Genomic DNA, 18,000 nt, shown 5'->3' on the forward strand with positions numbered 1-18,000 from the left:
ACTTGAATCTCCGGGTGGCGCGGCGAGGCGCCCCGCAACGACCACCGGCCCGTACAGCGCGCCGGGGACGTGCCGATAGGGTCGGTGACCGTGGCGAACAAGAACATTCCCGACCCCGGCTTCTCCGACGACGACGGCTCCGCCGACCCCCGGCTGAGCGCCGCCCTCGCCGCCTGGGCCGAGGACCGCGGCGCCCTCGGGCCCGTCCTTGAGGCGCTCAAGGGTGCCCGACTGCTGGTCCCGGTCGTCGCCGTGCTCGGCGAGGCGGAGGAGGGCGAGAACGGGCTGCGCCGCGAGAAGAGCAGCGACATGGCCGTACCCACCCTGAAGGCCGGTCACCGCACCGCCCTGCCCGCCTTCACCTCCACCGACTCCCTCGCCCGCTGGGACCCGGAGGCCCGCCCGGTCGCCGTACCGCTGCACCAGGCGCTGCAGGCCGCCGCGCACGAGAAGGCCGACACGCTCGTGCTGGACCTCGCCGGACCGGTGCCGTTCGAGCTGACGGGCCCGGCGCTGCTCGCCCTCGCGGAGGGCCGCACCAGCACCGACCCGCTCGCCGACCCCGCCGTCCGTGACGCCGTCCGTACGGCCGTGGCGGCGGAGCCCGCCGTGCTGCGCGCCCACCTCGGGCCCGGCCAGGCCGACGGCACCCTCGCCCTCGTGCTCGACCCGGCCGCGGAGCCCGCCCGCGCCGCCCGCGCCGTCGCCGAGCGGCTCGCCGCCGACGAAACGCTGAGGGCCCGCCTGACGCGCGGCCTCGACCTGGCGCTGCTGCCGGCCGGGACCACGCCTCCGGGCGAGCCCTTGTACGTGAAGGAATAGCCCAGCCGGAGGGAGCAGCCGGCTGGAGGGGACGGGTCAGCTGTAGACGGGGCCGGTGTACTTCTCGCCCGGACCCTGGCCCGGCTCGTCCGGGACGACCGAGGCCTCGCGGAACGCCAGCTGCAGCGACTTCAGGCCGTCGCGCAGCGGGGCCGCGTGGAAGGAGCTGATCTCGGTCGCGCTCGCGTCCAGCAGTCCGGCGAGCCCGCTGATCAGCTTGCGGGCCTCGTCCAGGTCCTTGTACTTCTCGCCCTCCTCGCTCAGCCCGAGCTTCACGGCGGCGGCGCTCATCAGGTTGACGGCGACCGTCACGATCACCTCGACGGCGGGGACCTCGGCGATGTCCCGGGTCATCGCGTCGAAATCGGGATTCTCAGGAGGGGTCTGACTCATGCCCCACACGATAAGCGGTGCGGTCCCGAGTCCTCCGATTAGCCCTTGCCCGACGGTGCTGCTAACCTTGTGTGACGACCGGCCGGACATGCCCTGCCACGCCAGAGCGCCCGGCCCACAAGTGGAGCTCCGATCTCCCACCCGACCGTCCCACGGGGCGGCGGGTCACCCCGGTCAGGCGGCCACCATCGTTCCGTACGGACGATGGAGTCGCCCGAAGCGCGCCCCGCGGCATCGCGGCGGTGCTCCGGTAGTGTTTTGGAGCCCCGCCTGTGATCGTCCGGGGCATTTTTTGTGCTTCGGCGCGGTTAGGTCTAACGAAAAGAGACATACGCGGCTGTCCGCCAGACAACCGTGTGGTGCTACCGAGGAGGATCCATCAGCGCCGAGCCCCGCATCAACGACCGGATTCGCGTTCCCGAGGTGCGACTTGTCGGTCCCAGTGGCGAGCAGGTGGGCATTGTCCCGCTCGCTAAGGCACTGGAGCTTGCGCAGGAGTACGACCTGGACCTGGTCGAGGTCGCGGCGAACGCCCGTCCGCCCGTGTGCAAGCTCATGGACTACGGGAAGTTCAAGTACGAGTCGGCCATGAAGGCCCGTGAGGCGCGCAAGAACCAGGCGCACACGGTCATCAAGGAGATGAAGCTCCGGCCGAAGATCGACCCGCACGACTATGACACCAAGAAGGGTCACGTCGTACGGTTCCTCAAGCAGGGCGACAAGGTCAAGATCACGATCATGTTCCGTGGTCGCGAGCAGTCCCGGCCCGAGCTGGGCTACCGACTGCTGCAGCGCCTCGCGGAGGACGTCCAGGACCTCGGTTTCGTCGAGTCGAACCCGAAGCAGGACGGCCGAAACATGATCATGGTCCTCGGTCCGCACAAGAAGAAGACCGAGGCGATGGCCGAGGCCCGTCAGGCGCAGGAGGCCCGCAAGGCCGATGCGAAGGCGAACCCCGGTAAGTCGCAGAACGCCGCGGACACCGAGAACACCGTGGACACCGAGGCGCCTGCCGAGGCTTCCGCCGAGGCGTGATCCCGGGGGACAGCAGTCCCCAGCGGATGTAACCGAATGAAGAACGACGCTCCACCGTGCCCGGTTTCGCGACCGGGCACCGGAGCGCCACCGACGAGGAGATAACGGCGCTATGCCGAAGAACAAGTCGCACAGCGGTGCCAGCAAGCGCTTCAAGATCACCGGCTCCGGCAAGGTGCTGCGCGAGCGCGCCGGCAAGCGCCACCTGCTCGAGCACAAGTCGTCCCGCGTCACGCGTCGCCTCACCGGCAACGCCGAGATGGCCCCGGGCGACGCCGCGAAGATCAAGAAGCTTCTCGGCAAGTGACGTGACCGGCGCTCGCCATCTCTGAGCGCCACACGTCAGGACCGGGACCCAGTCGTTTCCGGGTCGTGTGAGTACCCCCCACGACCCCGCTACAAGGAGTTAACAAGTGGCACGCGTCAAGCGGGCAGTCAACGCCCACAAGAAGCGCCGGGCGATCCTCGAGCAGGCCTCCGGCTACCGCGGTCAGCGTTCGCGCCTGTACCGCAAGGCCAAGGAGCAGGTCACCCACTCGCTGGTCTACAACTACAACGACCGCAAGAAGCGCAAGGGCGACTTCCGTCAGCTGTGGATCCAGCGCATCAACGCCGCTGCCCGCGCCAACGGCATCACCTACAACCGCTTCATCCAGGGTCTGAAGGCCGCGAACGTCGAGGTCGACCGCAAGATCCTGGCCGAGCTGGCTGTGAACGACGCCGGTGCGTTCGCCGCGCTCGTCGAGGTCGCGCAGAAGGCGCTGCCGGCGGACGTCAACGCGCCGAAGGCCGCGTGACGCTGCGCCGCCCTTAGGCCGACGTGACGGTGGGACCCGCAGGCTTTCATGGCTTGCGGGTCCTGTTGTTGGGGCGTGTCGCGCGATTCGTCCGGGTGAGTGGGGGCTGGTCGCGCCCACGCGGCGGAGCCGCATATCGACACGGCCCCGCGCCCCTGGGGGTTGCCGCCGACGGAGCCCAGGGATCGCCCCGCGTGGAAATTCTCGTGAAAGTGAAGACGATGCCCAGCCCCGAGCTGATCTCACCCCGGTCCGCGCGAGTCGCCGCTGCGCGGCGGTTGGCCAAGCGGAATTTCCGGGGGAAGGACCGGCTGTTCCTCGCGGAGGGGCCGCAGGCCGTGCGGGAGGCGGCCGGGCACGTGGTGGACGGCACTCCCACCCTCGTCGAGCTCTTCGCCACCCCCGAGGCCGAGGAGCGGTACGCCGACATCATCGGCGCCGCGCACACCGCCGGTGCCCGGGTGCATCTGGCCTCCGAGGAGGTCATCGCCGACATCTCCACCACCGTGACCCCCCAGGGAATGGTCGGGGTCTGCCGGTTCCTGGACACACCGTTCGAGGAGATCCTCGCCGCCCGGCCGCGACTGGTCGCCGTGCTCGCCCATGTCCGCGACCCCGGCAACGCCGGCACCGTCCTGCGCTGCGCCGACGCCGCCGGCGCCGAGGCCGTGATCCTCACCGACGCCTCCGTCGACCTGTACAACCCCAAGGCCGTACGCGCCTCCGTCGGCTCGCACTTCCATCTGCCGGTCGCCGTCGCAGTCCCCGTCGAGCGGGCCGTCGAGGGGCTGAAGAACGCCGGTGTGCGCATTCTCGCCGCCGACGGGGCGGGGGACCGCGACCTCGACGACGAGCTGGACAAGGGGAGCATGGGCGGGCCGACCGCCTGGGTCTTCGGCAACGAGGCCTGGGGGCTGCCGGAGGAGACCCGCGCCCTCGCCGACGCCGTCGTCCGCGTCCCCATCCACGGAAAGGCCGAGAGCCTGAACCTGGCCACGGCCGCCGCCGTATGTCTCTACGCGTCGGCCCGCGCCCAGCGCGCCACCGAAGGCTGCCGCACGGTCACCGAGAGCTAGTAGGGTGACCAGCGCGGGGCCCTGCGCCGTCTGAGAGGTGGGGTACGGGGATGAGTGTGGCCGGCACGAGCACCGCGCCGGAGGGACGGGACGCGCGGCGCACATCTGTGCCCGGGTGCGCAGACCATGCGGGCGTCGACCCCGACCAGCTGCCCGACGGTCTGGTCGTCGCCGACGAGCACGGCCGGGTCGTCTGCTTCAACGCCGCCGCCTGCCGGATCACGGCCGTACGCGCCGCCGACGCCCTCGGACAGCCGCTGGAGAAGGCACTTCCCTTAGAGGACCTGGAGGGCCGCCGCTGGTGGCAGCTCACCGATCCCTACGGGGGGCTCGCCATCCGGGTGCGGCAGCCCGAGCGCAATCTGCTGCTGCCGGGCGGGCGGGAGGTGCTCGTCTCCGCCCGGTACATCCGGGCCGAACCGCGCGGGCCCGTCCAGCGGGTCGTGGTCTGTCTGCGGGACACCGAGGCCCGGCGCCGTACCGAACGCAGCCATGCCGAGCTGATCGCCACGGTCGCCCATGAACTGCGCTCGCCCCTCACCTCCGTGAAGGGCTTCACGGCCACGCTCCTCGCCAAGTGGGAACGCTTCACCGACGACCAGAAGCGGCTGATGCTGGAGACCGTCGACGCCGACGCCGACCGCGTCACCCGGCTCATCGCCGAACTGCTCGACATCTCGCGGATCGACTCCGGACGGCTGGAGGTGCGCCGCCAGCCCGTCGACATCGGGGCCGCCGTCTCCCGGCACATCCAGGCCTACGTCGCCGCCGGCCAGCCCGCCGACCGCTTCCTGCTCCGCATCGAACAGCCGCTGCCCGACCTGTGGGCCGACCCCGACAAGGTCGACCAGGTCCTCAGCAATCTGATCGAAAATGCAGTGCGGCACGGCGAGGGAACCGTCACCATAGACGTGACGCCCTGCGCATCCCCGCGCGAGGGCGAGGAGACCGGCACATCGGTCACGGTGAGCGACGAGGGTCCCGGCATCCCGGAGGAGTCCATGAACCGCGTCTTCACCCGCTTCTGGCGGGGCAGCAAGCGCGGCGGCACCGGCCTCGGGCTCTATATCGTCAAGGGCATCGTCGAAGCCCACGGCGGCACCATCACGGTCGGCCGCGCCCCCGGCGGCGGTGCCGAGTTCCGATTTACGTTGCCCGTGGCGGCCCCGGCCTACCTGGCCTAGGTGCCCCGCGGGCGCATTCGCGTTCCTTCACCCCGTTAGACTCGGCCTTTGGCACCGTTGTGTCCTTCACGCGGCCCTCGCGAGTCGGTGACGGGGACCATCCGCCAGCCAATCGGAAGCACGGGAAGAGATGTCGGCACCCAATAAGTCGTACGACCCTGTCGAGGTCGAGGCGTTGAAACCGGAAGAGATCGAGCGCATGCAGGGCGAGGCGCTCGCCGCCTTCGCCGCAGCGAGCTCCCTCGACGCGCTCCACGAGGCCAAGGTCGCCCACACCGGCCCCGCCTCCCCGCTGGCCCTCGCCAACCGCGAGATCGGCGCCCTGCCCCCGCACGCCAAGGCGGAGGCCGGCAAACGCGTCGGGATGGCCCGCGGCGCCGTCAACAAGGCCCTCGCCGCCCGCCAGGCGGAGCTGGAGGCCGAGCGTGACGCCCGTGTGCTCGTCGAGGAGGACGTCGACGTCACACTGCCGTACGACCGGGTCCCCTCCGGCGCGCGCCACCCCCTGACCACGCTGTCCGAGCGGATCGAGGACATCTTCGTGGCCATGGGCTACGAGGTCGCCGAGGGGCCGCAGGTCGAGGCGGAGTGGTTCAACTTCGACGCCCTGAACATCGGCCCGGACCACCCGGCCCGCGGCGAGGCCGACACCTTCTTCGTGCAGGGCCCGCAGGGCGGCACCGAGTCCGGTGTCGTGCTGCGCACCCACACCTCGCCCGTGCAGATCCGCTCCCTGCTGGAGCGCGAGCTGCCGGTCTATGTGATCTGCCCCGGCCGCGTGTACCGCACGGACGAGCTGGACGCCACGCACACGCCCGTCTTCCACCAGGTCGAGCTGCTCGCCGTGGACGAGGGCCTGACCATGGCCGACCTCAAGGGCACCCTGGACCACATGGTCCAGTCCCTGTTCGGCGAGGGCATGAAGACCCGGCTGCGGCCGAACTTCTTCCCCTTCACCGAGCCGAGCGCCGAGATGGACATGCTCTGCTACGTCTGCAAGGGCGAGTCCGTGGGCAACCCCGACCGGCCCTGTCGCACCTGCTCCAGCGAGGGCTGGATCGAGCTGGGCGGCTGCGGCATGGTCAACCCGCGGGTGCTGGCCGCCTGCGGCGTCGACCCGGAGAAGTACAGCGGGTTCGCCTTCGGGTTCGGCATCGAGCGGATGCTGATGTTCCGCCACAACGTCGAAGACATGCGAGACATGGTCGAGGGTGACGTCCGGTTCACCCGGCCGTTCGGGATGGAGATCTGATGCGGGTCCCGCTTTCTTGGCTGCGGGAGTACGTCGACCTGCCGGCGACGGAATCCGGCCGCGACGTCCAGGAGAAGCTCGTCTCGGCCGGGCTCGAGGTCGAGACCGTCGAGCAGCTCGGCGCCGACCTCAAGGGCCCGCTGGTCGTCGGCCGGGTGCTGACGATCGAGGAGCTGACGGAGTTCAAGAAGCCGATCCGCTTCTGCACCGTCGACGTCGGCCAGGCCAACGGCACCGGCGAGCCCCAGGAGATCGTCTGCGGCGCCCGTAACTTCGCGGTCGGCGACAAGGTCGTCGTGGTCCTGCCCGGCGCCACGCTCCCCGGCGGCTTCTCCATCGCCGCCCGCAAGACCTACGGCAAGGTCTCGCACGGCATGATCTGCTCCAGCGACGAGCTGGGCATGGGCGACGACGGCAACCACGGCATCATCGTGCTGCCGCCGGAGACCGAGGTCGGCAGGGACGCCATCGAGCTGCTGGAGCTGGTCGACGAGGTCCTGGACATCGCCGTCACCGCCAACCGCGGCGACTGCCTGTCCATCCGCGGCGTCGCCCGTGAGGCCGCCATCGCCTACGGCCTGCCGCTGCGCGACCCGGCCCTGATCGACGTACCCGCCCCGAACGCCTACGGCTACCCGGTCCAGGTCACGGACCCGTTCGGCTGCGACCGCTTCACCGCGCGCACGGTCACCGGCCTGCGCCCCGAGGCCCGCTCCCCGATCTGGCTCCAGCGCCGGCTGCAGAAGGTCGGCATGCGCCCGATCTCGCTCGCCGTCGACGTCACGAACTACGTGATGATGGAGCTGGGCCAGCCGCTGCACGCCTACGACCGCTCCCTCGTCCAGGGCACGATCGGGGTGCGCCGGGCCGCGGAGGGCGAGAAGCTCGTCACCCTCGACGGCGTCGAGCGCACGCTGCACGCCGAGGACCTGGTCATCACCGACGACCGCGGCCCGATCGGCCTGGCCGGTGTCATGGGCGGCGCCAACACCGAGATCGCGGACCACGAGGTCACCGAGAACGGCGTGAACGGCACGACCGACGTCGTCATCGAGGCGGCCCACTTCGACGCCGTCGCGATCGCCCGTACGTCCCGCCGGCACCGGCTGCTGTCCGAGGCGTCGCGCCGCTTCGAGCGCGGCGTCGACCCGCAGGCCGCGGCGGCCGCCGCGCAGCGCACCGTGGACCTGCTGGTGCTGCTCGCGGGCGGTACCGCGGAGGCCGGGGTCACCGAGGTCATCGCGCCCTCCGCGCCGCACACCCTCACCGTCGCGGCCGACCACCCGGACAAGGTGGCGGGTGTCCGCTACGGCCGTGAGACGGTCGTGCGCCGCCTGCAGGAGGTCGGCTGCGACGTCTACGGGCAGGACGAGCTGATCGTCACCGTCCCGTCCTGGCGCCCCGACCTGGTCGACCCGAACGACCTCGCCGAAGAGGTCATCCGCCTCGAAGGCTATGAGAACCTGCCGTCCACGCTGCCCAGGCTCCCCTCGGGCCGCGGCCTGACCCACCGGCAGCGGCTGCACCGCCGGGCCGGCCGCGCGCTGGCCGGCGCGGGCTATGTGGAGGCGCCGAACTACCCCTTCGTCGGCGAGCAGATCTTCGACCAGCTCGGCCTGGCGTCCGACGACCCGGCCCGCCGCGTCGTCAAGCTGGTCAACCCGCTCAGCGACGAGGAGCCCGCGCTCCGCACCACGCTGCTGCCGGGCCTGCTCGGTGCGCTGCGGCGCAACGACGGCCGGGGCTCGCACGACCTGGCGCTGTTCGAGACGGGTCTGGTCTTCCACCCGCGCGAGGAGCAGCGCACCGCCGTGCACCTGCCGGTCGACCGGCGGCCCACGGACGAGGAGATCGCCGTGCTCGACGCCGCGCTGCCCGAGCAGCCGCGGCACGTGGCCGTCGTGCTCAGCGGCGCCCGTGAGCAGGCCGGCTGGTGGGGCGAGGGCCGTCCGGCCGGCTGGGCCGACGTGATCGACGCCGCGCGCGCCGTCGCCCGTGAGGCCGGTGCGGACCTGGTCGTGCGCAAGGGCCAGTACGGCCCCTGGCACCCGGGCCGCTGCGCCGAGCTGCTGGTCGTCGCCGACGGTACGGAGCAGACCGTGGGCCACGCGGGAGAACTGCACCCGCGTGTGGTGAAGGCTCTCGGTCTGCCCGAGCGCACCTGTGCGATGGAGCTGAACCTGGACGCCCTTGAGGCGGTGGGCGACGGTGTCCCGCAGGCACCGCGGATCTCCACGTTCCCGGTCGCCACCCAGGATGTCGCCCTCGTCGTCGAGATGCCGGTCCCGGCCGCGGACGTCGAGGCCGCGCTGCGCGAGGGCGCGGGTGAACTCCTGGAGTCCATCCGGCTGTTCGACGTGTACGAGAACGCCGAGCAGCTGGGTGACGGCAGGAAGTCGCTGGCGTACGCGCTCCGCTTCCGGGCCGGTGACCGGACGCTGACGGTGGACGAGGCGTCGGCGGCGCGGGACGCGGCGGTCGCCCTCGCGGGCGAGCGGACCGGAGCGGTGCTGCGCGGCTGATCGCCGTAGAGGTTCTGCGAGCGGCCGGCCACGGGCATTCCGTGGCCGGCCGCCCCCATGCGGGGAAAGCCCGGTCACCCCTTCGGCGAGCTGCATAAATGCGAGTTGACCGACGGAGGATCACTCGATCGGGTGGGAACTCATGGCGATCCGGTCTCCTCGGGCCATGGCGTAGACAGAATCGGACCGGCCTTTCGGGGTCGGTCCGTCTGCTCTGTCAGGGACTTCTCCATGGGGGACCAGAGGCATGATCCGCATCAAGGCACGGGCACCCACCGCACGGGGAGCCGTACTGCCCACCGTCTGGGGCGCCGCGGCGGTCGCCTACAAGTTCGGCTGTCCGCTCGCCCAGCAGAACGGGCTCGGGGCGCGCATCGTCACCAGCGCCGTGTTCCTCGCCGTCGGCACCGGGCTCATCTTCCACGTCCGCCGCGCGCTGCTGTGTGAGCTGCGCCAGGCCCGCCGGGTGGCGCGGGCCGCGCAGAGCGTCGTACTGCGGCCGTTGCCGCCGCGCCTCGACGGGCTGAACATAGCCGCGGCCCAGCTGTCCGCCGACCGGGGCGCCTGCGTCGGGGGTGATCTGTACGAGGCGATCGCCACCGAGCACGGGGTGCGGGTGGTGATGGGCGATGTGCGCGGGCACGGGCTGGCCGCCCTCGGCACCGTCGCCGCCGTCCTCGGCAGTTTCCGCGAGGCGGCCCACGACGAGCCCGAACTCGGCGGCGTCCTGCGCCGGCTGGAGCGCGCCCTCGCCCGGCATCTGCGCGAGCGGGCCCGCGCCGAGCACCCGTGCCACGGCGGCACGGACCCCGACCACCCGGTGGCCGAGGAGTTCGTCACGGTGCTCCTCCTGGAGATCGGCCGGGACGGCGAGCTGCGCGCCCTCAACTGCGGCCATCCGTGGCCGTACCGGATCAGCGGTGCACGGGTCGAGCCGTTGACGCGCGTCGATCCGCTTCCGCCGCTGGGTCCGTTTCCGCTGCCGTCGGTGCTGGAGGCCCACGCCTGCGGACCACTGCGGCGCGGTGACTCCTTGGTCCTGTTCACCGACGGTGTGGAGGACGCCCGGGATGCCCGGGGCCGTTTCTTCTCACTGCCGGAGGTGCTCCGCAAGGCCGTCAGCGATCAGTCCGTGTCGCCCCAGGCGGTCCTGCGCACGGTCTTCACGGCCCTGCTGCACCACACGGCCGGCAGCCCCACGGACGACATAGCGCTCCTGGTCCTGCGGAACGATCGAAGCAGGGAGGGGCGCAACTGCCCAGGGGCGCGGGGAACTGCGCGACCAGCCACATCGCACCCGCAGCCGACGACGCGCCGCTAGCCGCGGCCCGTTGTCGCCCCCGCCTGGCCGAGCCACCGCTTTTCGAGGGGGAGCCGGTGGCTCGGCCAGTCTCTTGCGAGGTTTCCCAGTGAACCGGCACCGCCACTCTCCGCGACAGTGTGCGTACGCAGCGGATGCGGGCACTCCGTTCACACCCCGTGTGAAGGCGGGCACACTACGCTGAACCGCACCAGGCCACTCGGGGGGCATCCCATGCAGCCCAACACTCTTCTCGACGCGATCCTGGACGAGGCGGGGATCTCGCACGCCGGTCTCGCCGCCCATGTGAACCAGGCCGGCCGCGGCCGGGGACTCGCGCTCCGTTACGAACACACCGCCGTGGCACGGTGGTTGAAGGGCCAGCGGCCGCGCGGCCAGGTCCCGGACCTGATCTGCGAGGTGCTCGCCGGCCGTCTGCACCGCCCCGTCACCCTCGACGACATCGGCCTCGGCGTACCCGGCGAGCCCAGCACCCCGCACGTCGGCTCGCTGAACGGCTTCGTGGAGCGGGCCACCGCCCTGTGGCGCTCCGACGAACAGCAGCGGCCGCATGTGCTGGGCGCGCCCGCCGTCACCGGGACCCCGGCCGTCATGCCGGTGTGGGAGTGGGAGAACCCGCCGGAGGACGTCGATGTCTCGCGCGGCGGCCGGCACCGGGTCACCACGGCCGACATCGAGATGCTGCGGGCCGCGCGGACGCACTACGAGCAGATGTACCGCAAGGCCGGCGGCATCGCGACCCGCACCCGGATCGTCGGCTTCCTCAACGCCGAGGCGGCGCCGCTGCTGCGCGGCAGCTACACCGACGCCACCGGACGCCAACTGCACCGGGCGACCGGCGGGTTGGTGGCCGTCGCCGGCATCTGCGCGTACGACTCCGACGCCCACGGTCTGGCCCAGCGCTACTTCCACCAGGCGCTGCGACTGGCGAAGGCCAGCGGGGACCGGGGCCTTGGGGCGTATGTCATAGCACTGCTGGTCAACCAGTCGCTGTTCATGCGGGAGTACCGGCAGGCCGTCGCCTTCGCCGAGGCCGCGCTGCGGGCCGCCGGCAAGCACATCACCCCGGCGCTCGCCTCGGACCTGTACGCGATGCAGGCCAAGGCGTACGCCCACCTCGGCGACTCCGGGGCCGCCCTGTCCTGCATCCGGCGCGCGGAGACGGCCGCCGAGCGGATCCGGCGCGGCTACGAGCCCGACGAGACCGGCTATGTCCAGCCGGGCCTGGTCAACGTCCAGGTGGCCGAGGCGCTGCTCAGCCTCGGCGAGCTGGCCGCCGCCCGGGAGCACGCCGCGGCCGCGGTCGACAACCCCGCCCATGACCGGGGGCGGGTGCACCGGCTCGCCATGCTCAGCACCATCGAGCTGCGCCAGGGCAACGCGGACAACGCGGTCGCCACCGCCGTGCAGATGGCCGAGCAGGCCCGCGGGATGGAGTCCCAGCGGCTGCGCGACAGACTCCGCGCGGTACGCGAACATCTGGTGCGCTGTGGCTCGGCCGGGACCGCCGAGGCCGCCGAACTCATCGACGGGGCACTGCGCGTACCGCTGTAGGCCCACTGTGGGTGCACCGTCCCTGCTGCGATATTGCCACTTACTCGGCGGAAGGTGGCAGAACCGTGCAGTGGACGAAACAGAACGAACAAACTGTGTATGCAAATCGCTGGTTCAGCGTCAATCTCGCTGATGTCGAGCTGCCGGACGGCCGGCACCTCGACCACTTCCTGATCCGGCTGCGGCCCGTGGCCGTGGCCACCGTGGTCAACGGCGCGGGCGAGGTGCTGCTGCTGTGGCGGCACCGCTTCATCACCGACAGCTGGGGGTGGGAACTGGCCGCGGGCGTCGTGGAGGACGGCGAGGACATCGCGAGCGCGGCCGCCAGGGAACTGGAGGAGGAGACCGGATGGCGGCCGGGACCCCTGCACCACCTCATGACCGTGGAGCCGTCCAACGGTCTCACCGACGCCCGGCACCACATCTACTGGTCCGACCGGGGCGAGTACATCGGGCATCCCGTGGACGACTTCGAGTCGGACCGCCGGGAATGGGTCCCCCTCAAACTCGTCCCCGACATGATCGCTCGTGGGGAGGTCCCGGCCGCCAACATGGCGGCCGCGTTACTCCTGCTGCACCACCTCAGGCTCTAGCGGGCCAGCGCCTGCCAGACCGTCACGACGAGGGCGCCGAGGGCCGTGAGCGCGGCGAGTGAGGGCAGTGGCCAGCGTGCGTGTTCCAGGGTGATCATCCGGGAGTTCAGCTCGTCCACTTCCTTGGCGGTCTCCTTGGCGCGGTGACTGAGCAGGGCCAGCCCTCCCTCGACGCGGGCGTAGGCGACGTCGAGGCGGCGCCGTAACTCTGCGAGTTCCTCGTGGGCCACGAAGTGATCGGAGTCGGTGGTCACGGGTTCATTCCTCTCTGTGGCCGAATGTGGTCCTCCACATCCGTTGCATGGGCATGGAGAGTCAACCCGCCTGGTAGGCGCACGGGGAGCGTGTGCGAAGGGCATATGCGAGCCCGGCGCGCACACGGGGAGTGAAACGCACGGGCCCGGCACCGAGAGCGGTGCCGGGCCCAGGCGTCGTGGCTCTGCGTGGTCAGCCGTATGTGTAGAAGCCCGAGCCGGTCTTCCGGCCCAGCCGGCCCGCCTCGACCATGCGCTGCAGCAGCGGGGGAGCGGCGTACAGCGGCTCCTTGTACTCGGCGTACATCGAGTTGGCGATGGAGACGATGGTGTCCAGGCCGATCAGGTCGGACAGCTTCAGCGGGCCCATCGGGTGGGCGCAGCCCATCTCCATGCCGTTGTCGATGTCCTCGCGGCTCGCGATGCCCGACTCGAACATCCGGATCGCGGAGAGCAGATAGGGCACCAGCAGCGCGTTGACCACGAAACCGGAGCGGTCCTGGGCGCGGATGGCGTGCTTGCCGAGCACCTTCTCGGCGAAGACCTGGGCGCGGCTGAGGGTGCCCTCGGAGGTGGTGAGCGCCGGGATCAGCTCGACCAGCTGCTGCACCGGGGCCGGGTTGAAGAAGTGGATGCCGACCACATGGTCCGGGCGTGAGGTGGCGACCGCCAGCTTCACCAGCGGGATCGAGGAGGTGTTGGAGGCGAGGATCGCGTCCGGGCGGGTCACCACCTGGTCGAGCACCTGGAAGATCTCCGTCTTCACCGCCTCGCTCTCCACCACGGCCTCGATCACGAGGTCACGGTCGGCGAACTCGCCGAGGTCCGTGGTGAAGCCCAGCCGCGCCTGCGTGGCCGCCCGCTCCTCCTCGCTGATCTTGCCGCGCTCGGCGGCCTTGGCCAGGGAGCTGAGCAGCCGGGTACGGCCGATCTCCAGGGCCTCGCCGGTGGTCTCGGCGACCTTCACGTCCAGTCCCGCGCGGGCGCACACCTCGGCGATGCCCGCGCCCATCTGGCCGCAGCCCACGACTCCGACGCGCGCGATATCTCCCGATGGGAAGCCTGTCACATCGTCCCCTTCGCTGGTTCTCCGGCTCGATGGCAGGACCTCCGGGTTCGGCGCCTGCTCCGATCGTGCACGTTACCGCCAAGTATCGATGATCGATCGGCCGGGTGGGGGCAAGCTGGGGCGCGAGACGATCCGTGATGGAGCGGATCCGGAGCGTATGGGGTGTGCAGATGGGGCATCTGTCACGGCGGGCCTTCGCCCTGGCCGCGCTGTCGACGCTGGCGGCGGCCCCGGACGCGGCGGCCGCAGCGGGTGGACGGCCGCGCGCCGACGCCGAGATGCGGGGTGTGTGGCTCGCCACGGTGTCCAACCGGGACTGGCCCTCCAAGCGCGGCCTTTCGGCGGCCGCGCAGCGCAAGGAGCTGATCGCCCACCTCGACAAGGCCCACCGTGACCGGCTCAACACGGTGATCCTCCAGGTGCGGCCCACCGCCGACGCCCTGTGGCCGTCCCCGCACGAGCCGTGGTCCGAGTACCTCACCGGCACCCAGGGCCGCAGCCCCGGCTGGGACCCGCTGGGCACCGCGGTGAAGGAGGCCCATGCCCGGGGCCTGCACCTGCACGCCTGGTTCAATCCGTACCGGATCGCCACGCACGGCGACCCCGGGCGGCTCGCCGCCTCGCACCCGGCCCGCAAACACCCCGACTGGGCGGTGCGCTACGGCGGAAAGCTCTACTACAACCCCGGTCTGCCCCAGGTCCGCGCCTTCGTCCAGCGGGCGATGCTCGACGCGGTCGCCAGGTATCCCCTGGACGGTGTCCACTTCGACGACTACTTCTACCCCTACCCGGTCGCCGGGCAGACCTTCGACGACGACGAGGCCTACGACCGGTACGGCGGCGACTTCGCCGACCGGGCCGCGTGGCGGCGGGACAACATCGACAAGCTGGTGAAGGAGACGGCCGCCGCCGTCAAGCGGGTCCGGCCCGGCACCCGGTTCGGGATCAGCCCGTTCGGGGTGTGGCGCAACGCCTCACGCGACGCGCGCGGCTCGGACACCCGGGCGGGAGTGCAGACGTACGACGATCTGTACGCGGACACCCGGGCCTGGGTGCGGGGGCACTGGATCGACTACATCGTCCCTCAGCTGTACTGGAACATCGGCTACGCCACCGCCGACTACGCGAAGCTCGTCGAGTGGTGGGCGGCGGCCGCCCAGGGGACCAGGACACAGCTCTACGTCGGCGAGGCCCTGTACAAGGCCGGGGCGGCCGGGCAGCCCGCGGCCTGGCACGACCCGGCCGAGCTGTCCCGGCACCTCACCCTCGCGGCCCGGCACCCGCAGGTGCGCGGGCATGTGTTCTTCGCCGCCAAGGACGTGGCGGCCGACCCTGTCGGGGCGATGTCACGGGTGATCGCCGACCACTACGGGCGATCGGCGAAACCGCCCCGCTGATCCGTCATCTGCTCGTTCCGGTGCTTGACCTGGCAGTCGGGTCCCGGGGACATGATCGCCTCGTGCCCGTCCTCGAACCGGACGCGGTACGGCGGATTTCCCTCGGTACCCAGTACTTCGACTACTTCGGTGACCTGGTCGTGTTGGCCGACCACCCTGCCGTGCTGGACAAGCCGGTCGCCCTTGGATGCGCGCATCTGCAGGCCCTCCTCGTGATCACGACCGCTGGGTGACGGCGATGCACACGAGCACTGCGGCAGCGGTCATGGGAGCGGCCGCCGTGATGTGCTCGCCCAGCAGCAGCGCCGACCACACCAGTGTGAGCAGCGGCTGGGCCAACTGCAACTGGCTCGCCCGCGGAACACCGATCGCCGCCATCCCCCGGTACCAGACGACCAGGCCGAGGAACTGCGAGCCCAGCGCCACCCAGAGCACTCCGGCGACGCCGTGCGGGTCGAGGTGCACGGGCTCGTACGACAGGGCCACCGCGGCGGCGGGCACGCTCAGCGGCAGACACATGACCAGCGCCCAGGCGATCACCTGCCAGCCGGGCATGACCCGGGCCAGTCGGCCGCCCTCGGTGTAGCCGGCCGCGCACACCAGCAGGGCCGCGAACAGAAAGCCGTCGGCGGCGGTGAGCGCGCCACCGCTCTGCGTCGCGGTGAAGGCGGCCACGGCGGCGGCACCCGCCAGCGAGGCCAGCCAGAAGCGGCGCGAGGGGCGGCTGCCGGTGCGCAGCGCCGACAGCACGGCGGTGGTCAGCGGCAGCAGCCCCACCACGACGGCGGCGTGTGCGGTGGTGGAGGTCTGCAGCGCGAGCGTGGTCAGCAGTGGGAAGCCGAGCACGACACCGCCGGCGACGACGGCGAGCCCCGGCAGATGACGGCGCTCGGGCGGCGCGACCCGCAGCACCAGCAGACAGCCGCCCGCGACGAGCGCGGCGAGGACGCTGCGCACAGCCACCAGTGACCAGGGCCCGAACCCCTGAAGGCCCCAGGCGGTGGCCGGGAAGGTCAGGGAGAAGGCGGCCACGCCGAGGGCGGCCAGTGCGGTGCCGAGGCCGCGCCGCTCGCCGGGAGCGGTGACCGCTATCGGGCTCGGTGCAGTAGCGCTACTCTGTGCTCTCATGAACCAGAGTAGCAGTGTCGCCGAACTGGCAGAGCGGCTCCGACGGGACCTCGACCGCTACTCCCCGGGTGGAAAGCTCCCGTCGAGCCGGGCGCTGGTCGAGCGGTTCCGGGTGAGTCCGGTGACCGTCTCGCGCGCTCTCGCCCAGCTGGCCGCCGAGGGACTGGTGGTCACCCGGCCCGGCGCCGGTGCCTTCCGGGCCCGGCCGCGCGCGACGCGGCCCACGGCCGGGGACACCTCCTGGCAGGAGGTCGCGCTGAGCGCCGACGGCGCCGCCGACCTCGTACCGCGCACGGTGGACGCCTCCGGGGTCACCGTCTCGCTGGCCGCGCCGCCGCCCGGCGTGCTGGAGTTCAGCGGCGGCTATCTGCATCCCTGCCTGCAGCCGGAGCGGGCCCTGGCGGCGGCCCTGGCGCGGGCCGGGCGGCGGCCGGGCGCCTGGGGGAGACCGCCGCTGGAGGGACTGCCGGAGCTGCGCGAATGGTTCGCGCGCGGGATCGGCGGCGCCGTCACGGCGGCCGAGGTGCTGATCGCGGCGGGTGGCCAGGCGGCCCTGGCCACCGCCCTGCGGGCACTCGCCCCGCCCGGCGCCGCGGTCCTCGTGGAGTCACCGACCTACCCCGGCATGCTGGCCCTCGCCCGCGCCGCCGGACTGCGCCCGGTGCCGGTGCCCGTCGATGCCGACGGCGTACGCCCCGAACTGCTCGCCGACGCCTTCCGGGCCAGCGGCGCCCGGGTGTTCGTCTGCCAGCCCCTGTTCCAGAACCCGACCGGTGCCGTGCTGGCGGCCGAGCGGCGCGCCGAGGTGCTGCGGATCGCCCGCGAGGCCGGCGCGTTCGTCGTCGAGGACGACTTCGTCCGCCGTCTGGCACACGCCGACGCGGGTCCGCTGCCCCGCCCGCTGGCGGCCGACGACCCGGACGGCGTGGTCGTGTACGTCGGCTCGCTGACCAAGGCGACCTCGCCCAGCTTCCGGGTGTGCGCACTGGCCGCGCGCGGCCCGGTACTGGAACGCCTGCGCGCCATCCAGGTCGTGGACAGCTTCTTCGTGCCCCGTCCGTTGCAGGAGGCCGCCCTGGAACTGGTCGGCTCCCCGGCCTGGCCCCGCCATCTGCGGGCCCTGTCCGAGGAGTTGAGGACCCGCCGGGACGCCCTGACGGCCGCGCTCGCCGCACACCTGCCCGAACTCGCCCTGCCGCAGGTCCCCTCCGGCGGCTATCACCTCTGGCTGCGCCTGCCCGACGGCGCGGGTGGCGCCTCCCGGGCGTTCGGCTCCGGGGGAGAGTCCGCGCTCGTCGCGGCCGCCCTGCGTGCGGGCGTCGCCGTCACCCCCGGCCGCCCCTACTTCAGCGCCGAACCCCCCGCCGCCCAGCTGCGCCTGAGCTTCGCCGCGGTCGCCGGCACCGGCGAGATCACGGAGGGTGTCCGCCGACTGCGGACGGCCTGCGACGAGGTGCTCTAGGGCCTGCGCGACGAGGTGCACCAGGGCCGGCGACGAGGTGCGCTAGGGAGCGACGAGGCGCTCTGGGGCAGCGCGTCCGGGGCGGCCCGATGTAAGCGGCCGCTCACCCGCCGTAGCTAACAGCGGTCACCCCTTGACCTG

The 18,000-nt window shown here is 71.9% G+C and carries 18 protein-coding genes; 13 read left to right on the forward strand and 5 right to left on the reverse strand.

All coding sequences use genetic code 11. From position 1 onward, the window contains the following. Nucleotides 1–90: 90 nt before the first annotated feature. The gene (locus IE277_RS11800; protein WP_189951346.1) at nt 91–822 is read left to right on the forward strand and encodes an SseB family protein; all 732 of its coding nucleotides are present in this window, start codon (nt 91–93) and stop codon (nt 820–822) included. Nucleotides 823–858: 36 nt separating this feature from the next. On the opposite strand, the gene IE277_RS11805 is transcribed toward IE277_RS11800, so the two are convergent. Then, on the reverse strand, nt 859–1,215 hold the full coding sequence (locus IE277_RS11805; protein WP_189951348.1) for a DUF1844 domain-containing protein: 357 nt from the start codon (nt 1,213–1,215) through the stop codon (nt 859–861). Nucleotides 1,216–1,569: 354 nt separating this feature from the next. Here IE277_RS11805 and infC point away from each other — a divergent pair, with 354 nt between their 5' ends. From infC to IE277_RS11855, 10 genes are all read left to right on the forward strand, one after another. Then, nucleotides 1,570–2,250, forward strand: coding sequence for a translation initiation factor IF-3 (gene infC / locus IE277_RS11810; protein ID WP_189951350.1), 681 nt, complete (start codon nt 1,570–1,572; stop codon nt 2,248–2,250). Nucleotides 2,251–2,362: 112 nt separating this feature from the next. After that, on the forward strand, nt 2,363–2,557 hold the full coding sequence (gene rpmI, locus IE277_RS11815) for a 50S ribosomal protein L35 (RefSeq protein ID WP_003977225.1): 195 nt from the start codon (nt 2,363–2,365) through the stop codon (nt 2,555–2,557). Nucleotides 2,558–2,663: 106 nt separating this feature from the next. Beyond that, on the forward strand, nt 2,664–3,047 hold the full coding sequence (gene rplT, locus IE277_RS11820; protein WP_055492778.1) for a 50S ribosomal protein L20: 384 nt from the start codon (nt 2,664–2,666) through the stop codon (nt 3,045–3,047). A 221-nt stretch (nt 3,048–3,268) separates the two neighbouring features. After that, complete coding sequence (locus IE277_RS11825) at nt 3,269–4,123, forward strand: TrmH family RNA methyltransferase (RefSeq protein WP_189951352.1); 855 nt, start codon at nt 3,269–3,271, stop codon at nt 4,121–4,123. Between the two features lie 50 nt (nt 4,124–4,173). After that, complete coding sequence (locus IE277_RS11830) at nt 4,174–5,307, forward strand: sensor histidine kinase (RefSeq protein ID WP_189951354.1); 1,134 nt, start codon at nt 4,174–4,176, stop codon at nt 5,305–5,307. Nucleotides 5,308–5,437: 130 nt separating this feature from the next. Beyond that, nucleotides 5,438–6,559, forward strand: coding sequence for a phenylalanine--tRNA ligase subunit alpha (gene pheS, locus IE277_RS11835; protein WP_189951356.1), 1,122 nt, complete (start codon nt 5,438–5,440; stop codon nt 6,557–6,559). Then, nucleotides 6,559–9,081, forward strand: a complete 2,523-nt coding sequence (gene pheT / locus IE277_RS11840; protein WP_189951358.1) for a phenylalanine--tRNA ligase subunit beta — start codon at nt 6,559–6,561, stop codon at nt 9,079–9,081. The genes pheS and pheT overlap by 1 nt, the downstream gene beginning before the upstream one ends. 247 nt (nt 9,082–9,328) lie before the next feature. After that, nucleotides 9,329–10,402, forward strand: coding sequence for a PP2C family protein-serine/threonine phosphatase (locus IE277_RS11845; protein WP_189951360.1), 1,074 nt, complete (start codon nt 9,329–9,331; stop codon nt 10,400–10,402). A 213-nt stretch (nt 10,403–10,615) separates the two neighbouring features. Continuing rightward, entirely contained in the window at nt 10,616–11,956 is a 1,341-nt protein-coding gene (locus IE277_RS11850) for an NsdA family TPR-like regulatory protein (RefSeq protein WP_189951361.1), read from the forward strand. A gap of 65 nt (nt 11,957–12,021) precedes the next feature. Then, on the forward strand, nt 12,022–12,549 hold the full coding sequence (locus IE277_RS11855) for an NUDIX hydrolase (RefSeq protein WP_189951363.1): 528 nt from the start codon (nt 12,022–12,024) through the stop codon (nt 12,547–12,549). Here the strand turns inward: IE277_RS11855 and IE277_RS11860 are convergent. Both IE277_RS11860 and IE277_RS11865 read right to left on the reverse strand, forming a co-directional pair. Then, on the reverse strand, nt 12,546–12,803 hold the full coding sequence (locus IE277_RS11860) for a hypothetical protein (protein WP_189951365.1): 258 nt from the start codon (nt 12,801–12,803) through the stop codon (nt 12,546–12,548). The genes IE277_RS11855 and IE277_RS11860 overlap by 4 nt on opposite strands. Before the next feature lie 193 nt (nt 12,804–12,996). Next, nucleotides 12,997–13,872 carry a 3-hydroxybutyryl-CoA dehydrogenase gene (locus IE277_RS11865; protein ID WP_189951367.1) on the reverse strand — a complete coding sequence of 292 codons (876 nt, stop codon included), beginning with the start codon at nt 13,870–13,872 and terminating at the stop codon, nt 12,997–12,999. Between the two features lie 170 nt (nt 13,873–14,042). On the opposite strand from IE277_RS11865, the gene IE277_RS11870 reads away from it, so the two are divergent. Next, nucleotides 14,043–15,269, forward strand: a complete 1,227-nt coding sequence (locus IE277_RS11870) for a glycoside hydrolase family 10-like protein (RefSeq protein WP_189951369.1) — start codon at nt 14,043–14,045, stop codon at nt 15,267–15,269. On the opposite strand, the gene IE277_RS11875 is transcribed toward IE277_RS11870, so the two are convergent. Both IE277_RS11875 and IE277_RS11880 read right to left on the reverse strand, forming a co-directional pair. Beyond that, nucleotides 15,239–15,466 carry a DUF1918 domain-containing protein gene (locus IE277_RS11875; RefSeq protein WP_189951371.1) on the reverse strand — a complete coding sequence of 76 codons (228 nt, stop codon included), beginning with the start codon at nt 15,464–15,466 and terminating at the stop codon, nt 15,239–15,241. The two genes, IE277_RS11870 and IE277_RS11875, sit on opposite strands and share 31 nt — an antisense overlap. A 19-nt stretch (nt 15,467–15,485) precedes the next feature. Continuing rightward, complete coding sequence (locus tag IE277_RS11880) at nt 15,486–16,397, reverse strand: DMT family transporter (protein WP_189951373.1); 912 nt, start codon at nt 16,395–16,397, stop codon at nt 15,486–15,488. Between IE277_RS11880 and IE277_RS11885 the strand changes: the two genes are divergently transcribed. After that, nucleotides 16,396–17,859 (forward strand): aminotransferase-like domain-containing protein, encoded by a 1,464-nt coding sequence (locus IE277_RS11885; RefSeq protein WP_189951376.1) that lies wholly within the window; start codon nt 16,396–16,398, stop codon nt 17,857–17,859. The two genes, IE277_RS11880 and IE277_RS11885, sit on opposite strands and share 2 nt — an antisense overlap. The last annotated feature ends 141 nt before the right edge of the window (nt 17,860–18,000 follow it).

It is taken from the genome of Streptomyces alanosinicus, from assembly GCF_014650595.1.
Taxonomy (GTDB): domain Bacteria; phylum Actinomycetota; class Actinomycetes; order Streptomycetales; family Streptomycetaceae; genus Streptomyces; species Streptomyces alanosinicus.